This window comes from Nonomuraea sp. NPDC049141, assembly GCF_040648415.1.
Taxonomy (GTDB): Bacteria; Actinomycetota; Actinomycetes; order Streptosporangiales; family Streptosporangiaceae; genus Nonomuraea.
In genome coordinates, this window is record NZ_JBEZDR010000082.1 from 1 (window position 1) to 4,302 (window position 4,302).

Consider the following 4,302-nt stretch of genomic DNA (forward strand, 5'->3'; position numbering starts at 1 on the left):
TCGAGTCCAAGGACGGCCTGCACGTCTGGGAGGACCACTTCTACCCCGAGACCGTCGACCCGTTCACCGGGGCCCCGGCCGAGACGGGCGAACTGAAGCGCCTCGACCTTGTCCTGCTGCGCGGCCTTGCGGGCGGCGGTCTTCTTGTTCGCCTTCGGCTCGGCGACCTGGAGCTCCTCGACCAGCTCGATGATCGCCATCGGCGCGTTGTCACCCTTGCGCGGACCGGTCTTCACGATCCGGGTGTAGCCACCGTTGCGGGTGGCGAACCGCGGCGCGATCTGGTCGAACAGGGCGTAGACCACGTCCTTGTCCTTGACGACGCCCAGCACCCGCCGGCGGGACGCCAGGTCGCCGCGCTTGGCCTTGGTGATGAGCTGCTCGGCCAGCGGACGCAGCCGCCGGGCCTTCGTCTCGGTGGTCTTGATCTTGCCGTGCTGGAACAGCGCGGTGGCCAGGTTGGCCAGCATCAGCCGCTCGTGCGCGGGGCTGCCGCCGAGGCGGGGGCCCTTGGTGGGCGTGGGCATGCTTGGTGCTCCTCAGGTGTGGCGGCAGCGCGGACTAGAGCTGCTCGGTCTCGCGATAGTCGTCGGTGTCGTAGTCGGCCTCGCCGAAGGCGTCCACGACGTGCGCCGGGTCGAAGTTCGGGGCCGAGTCCTTCAGCCCCAGACCCATCCCGGCGAGCTTCATCTTGACCTCGTCGATCGACTTCTGACCGAAGTTGCGGATGTCGAGGAGGTCGGCCTCGGTGCGCCCGATGAGCTCACCAACGGAGTTGATGCCCTCGCGCTTGAGGCAGTTGTAGGAGCGGACGGTCAGGTCCAGCTCCTCGATCGGCAGCGCCAGGTCGGCCGCGAGCTGGGCGTCCTGCGGGGACGGCCCGATGTCGATGCCCTCGGCGGTCTCGTCCAGCTCCCGGGCCAGGCCGAACAGCTCCACCAGCGTCGAGCCGGCGGAGGCCAGCGCGGTACGCGGGCCCATCGACGGCTTGGTCTCGACGTCGATGATCAGCCGGTCGAAGTCGGTCCGCTGCTCGACACGGGTCGCCTCGACGCGGTACGTCACCTTCAGCACCGGCGAGTAGATCGAGTCGACCGGGATCCGGCCGATCTCGGCGCCGGCCTGCTTGTTCTGGGCCGCCGTGACGTAGCCGCGACCCCGCTCGACGGTCAGCTCCATGTCGAGCCGGCCCTTGCCGTTGAGGGTGGCGAGCTTCAGGTCCGGGTTGTGCACCGAAACGCCGGCCGGCGGCTGGATGTCGCCCGCCGTCACGTCGCCCGGGCCCTGCTTGCGCAGGTACATGCTGACCGGCTCGTCGTGCTCGGAGCTGACGCAGAGCTCCTTGATGTTCATGACGAGCTCGACCACGTCCTCCTTGACACCGGGGATCGTGGTGAACTCGTGCAGCACGCCGTCGATCTTGATCGAGGTGACCGCCGCACCCGGGATCGACGACAGCAGCGTGCGCCGCAGCGAGTTGCCCAGGGTGTAGCCGAAGCCCGGCTCCAGCGGCTCGATGGTGAACCGGGACCGGGTCTCGTTGATCGACTCCTCGGAGAGAGTCGGTCGCTGGCTGATGAGCATGTCTTCTCTTCTCTTCCGGGGCGCCCGCCATATGACGCCCACGACAAACTGTTCCGGTGGCCCGCCCCGGAAGGACGGGCCACCGCAACGAGCTCCGACTACTTGGAGTAGAGCTCGACGATCAGCTGCTCCTGGACCTGCGTGTCGATGACCTGGCGGGCCGGGAGCGAGTGCACGAGCACCTTCATCTGGCTGGGGATAGCCTCCAGCCACGCCGGAACCGACTTCGAGCCGGCCTCGGCCTGCGCCACGATGAACGGGGTGAGCTCCTTGCTCTTGCCCCGGACCTCGATGATGTCGTGCTCCTTGACGCGGTACGACGGGATGTCGACCTTCTTGCCGTTCACGGTGAAGTGGCCGTGCTTGACCAGCTGGCGGGCCATGTCGCGGGACTTGGCGTAGCCGGCCCGGTAGACCACGTTGTCCAGCCGCGACTCGAGGATCTGAAGGAGAACCTCACCGGTCTTGGCCTTCTTGCCCACGGCCTCTTCGTAGTAGCCGCGGAACTGCTTCTCCAGCACGCCGTACACGCGACGGGCCTTCTGCTTCTCACGGAGCTGGAGCAGGTACTCCGTCTCCTTCGTGCGGCCACGGCCGTGCTGTCCGGGCGGGAACGGCCGGGACTCGAACGGGCACTTCGGGCCATCGCACTTGCTGCCCTTGAGGAACAGCTTCATCTTCTCCCGCCGGCAACGGCGGCAGTCAGCACCGGTGTAACGAGCCATCTCTCTCTACCTCTCAGACCCGACGACGCTTGGGCGGACGGCACCCGTTGTGCGGCTGCGGGGTGACGTCGGAGATCTGTCCGACCTCGAGACCGGCGGCCTGCAGCGAACGGATGGCGGTCTCCCGGCCGGAGCCGGGGCCCTTGACGAACACGTCGACCTTGCGCATGCCGTGCTCCATGGCCCGACGAGCGGCGGCCTCGGCGGCCAGCTGCGCGGCGAACGGAGTCGACTTGCGGGAGCCCTTGAAGCCCACCTGGCCGGACGAGGCCCAGGAGATGACCGCACCGGTCGGGTCCGTGATGGACACGATGGTGTTGTTGAAGGTGCTCTTGATGTGCGCCTGCCCGTGGGCGACGTTCTTGCGTTCCTTGCGCCGGACCTTCTTGACGGCGGCTCCGGCACGAGCCTTCGGTGGCATAAGTCTGTGCGCTCCTATTACTTCTTGCCGGGCTTCTTCTTGCCGGCGACGGTCCGCTTCGGGCCCTTCCGGGTCCGGGCGTTGGTCTTGGTCCGCTGGCCACGCACGGGCAGGCCCCGGCGGTGCCGGATGCCGGCGTAGCAGCCGATCTCGACCTTGCGGCGGATGTCAGCGGCGACCTCGCGGCGCAGGTCGCCTTCAACCTTGTAGTTGCCCTCGATGTGGTTGCGGAGCTGGACCAGCTCCTCGTCCGTGAGGTCCCGGACGCGCTTGTCCGGCGAGATGCCGGTGGCAGAGAGCGTCTCCAGGGCCCGGGTGCGACCCACGCCGAAGATGTAGGTGAGCGCGATCTCCATCCGCTTCTCGCGGGGGAGGTCGACGCCGACTAGACGTGCCATGTGCGGGCGTACTCCTCGTGATGTTCTGGCGGAGGTGTGGACCCGTCCCACCCCGCTACCGACCGTTCCGCCACCGGCGTCGTGCGCCGGCGACCGGGGACGGTCGCTGCCCGAGCGGGCCCCGGCCTCCGACCGGGGGTCAACCACGAAGAGGTACGCGCTGCGCACCGCTCGCGGCTGGAACGAGCATGTGATTCGTTGTCTGGATCTGCGGCCTGGACCGGTGTCGACCGACCGTTGTCACACGGTCGGGCGGAACTGGTTCAGCCCTGGCGCTGCTTGTGGCGCGGGTCGGTGCAGATCACCATGACCCGGCCGTGCCGGCGGATGACCCGGCACTTGTTGCAGATCCTCTTGACGCTCGGCTTGACCTTCACGGTTGCCTTACTTCCCATCTGGCCCGACGACGCGCCGAGGCGCGACACCGGACGTCGAAGACGGACACGGGGACGTCCCGGCCGTCGTCAGGCTTACTTGTAGCGGTAGACGATGCGCCCGCGGGTCAGGTCGTACGGCGAGAGTTCGACGACGACCCGGTCCTCCGGCAGGATACGGATGTAGTGCTGCCGCATCTTGCCGCTGATGTGAGCCAGCACCTTGTGGCCGTTCGCGAGCTCCACCCGGAACATGGCGTTCGGCAGGGGCTCGATGACCCGACCCTCGATCTCGATGGCTCCGTCTTTTTTCGGCATGTACTCCGCTGTCCTGACGTCGGTTACTCCGGACGGCCCACAACGTCTTACACGGGTCACCGATCAAGATCGAATGGCCCGCGCCAGCCGCGGCTCCGACTCCCACCGAAGCGCAGGGTGGGCATGCCGGAGTGGACGCTGTGCGCCGATCAGAAAGTGTACGCCCGCCTGCGGGCCGTCGCCAAACCGGCCGGAAATCGGTGCGTCGGATCGGACACAACGGGCCATTCGCCCCTCCGCGCCGGCCGCCGTACGGGCGTTTTCGCTGGACGGCCGCTATCGGTACATGCCTCCGCCCTACGGCGCGCTTCAGAAGTGGTCAGTTCCGGGCGCGTGGAGCTGCGGAAGGCACGTGGACCCGATGAACCACTGCCGCCCCAACGTCTGATACCTGCCGGGCATAAAAATACCTGTGTGGTATCGAGACGCGTCTCGGCGCGCAGCACCAGCGCGGCGAGAACTTCTGGCGGGCGCTCTTTCCC

Annotated in this window: 7 protein-coding genes; all 7 read right to left on the reverse strand. The window is 67.6% G+C overall.

Features of this window, described 5'->3' with window-relative positions; all coding sequences use genetic code 11:
• Window positions 1-527 (reverse strand): 50S ribosomal protein L17 (gene rplQ / locus AB0B91_RS64300; RefSeq protein WP_358342843.1); only part of this gene is annotated, 527 nt, incomplete at its 3' end.
• Window positions 528-561: 34 nt separating this feature from the next.
• Window positions 562-1,584, reverse strand: coding sequence for a DNA-directed RNA polymerase subunit alpha (locus AB0B91_RS64305; protein ID WP_013735931.1), 1,023 nt, complete (start codon window positions 1,582-1,584; stop codon window positions 562-564).
• Window positions 1,585-1,682: 98 nt separating this feature from the next.
• Window positions 1,683-2,309: a 30S ribosomal protein S4 gene (gene rpsD / locus AB0B91_RS64310; RefSeq protein WP_088998366.1), complete on the reverse strand. Its 627-nt coding sequence runs from the start codon at window positions 2,307-2,309 to the stop codon at window positions 1,683-1,685.
• Window positions 2,310-2,322: 13 nt separating this feature from the next.
• The gene (gene rpsK / locus AB0B91_RS64315) at window positions 2,323-2,730 is read right to left on the reverse strand and encodes a 30S ribosomal protein S11 (protein ID WP_014440747.1); all 408 of its coding nucleotides are present in this window, start codon (window positions 2,728-2,730) and stop codon (window positions 2,323-2,325) included.
• A 17-nt stretch (window positions 2,731-2,747) separates the two neighbouring features.
• Window positions 2,748-3,128: a 30S ribosomal protein S13 gene (gene rpsM, locus AB0B91_RS64320; protein WP_088998365.1), complete on the reverse strand. Its 381-nt coding sequence runs from the start codon at window positions 3,126-3,128 to the stop codon at window positions 2,748-2,750.
• A gap of 263 nt (window positions 3,129-3,391) precedes the next feature.
• The gene (gene rpmJ / locus AB0B91_RS64325; RefSeq protein ID WP_012184307.1) at window positions 3,392-3,505 is read right to left on the reverse strand and encodes a 50S ribosomal protein L36; all 114 of its coding nucleotides are present in this window, start codon (window positions 3,503-3,505) and stop codon (window positions 3,392-3,394) included.
• Between the two features lie 93 nt (window positions 3,506-3,598).
• A complete protein-coding gene (gene infA / locus AB0B91_RS64330) occupies window positions 3,599-3,820 on the reverse strand; it encodes a translation initiation factor IF-1 (RefSeq protein WP_007073013.1) in 222 nt (73 codons plus the stop codon).
• Window positions 3,821-4,302: the final 482 nt, after the last annotated feature.

Excerpts from the sequence above, each read along its gene's own strand:
- AB0B91_RS64305 (WP_013735931.1), bottom strand. The coding sequence starts at position 1,584 with ATGCTCATCAGCCAGCGACCGACTCTCTCCGAGGAGTCGATCAACGAG.
- rpsD (WP_088998366.1), bottom strand. The coding sequence starts at position 2,309 with ATGGCTCGTTACACCGGTGCTGACTGCCGCCGTTGCCGGCGGGAGAAG.
- rpsM (WP_088998365.1), bottom strand. The coding sequence starts at position 3,128 with ATGGCACGTCTAGTCGGCGTCGACCTCCCCCGCGAGAAGCGGATGGAG.
- rpsK (WP_014440747.1), bottom strand. The coding sequence starts at position 2,730 with ATGCCACCGAAGGCTCGTGCCGGAGCCGCCGTCAAGAAGGTCCGGCGC.
- infA (WP_007073013.1), bottom strand. The coding sequence starts at position 3,820 with ATGCCGAAAAAAGACGGAGCCATCGAGATCGAGGGTCGGGTCATCGAG.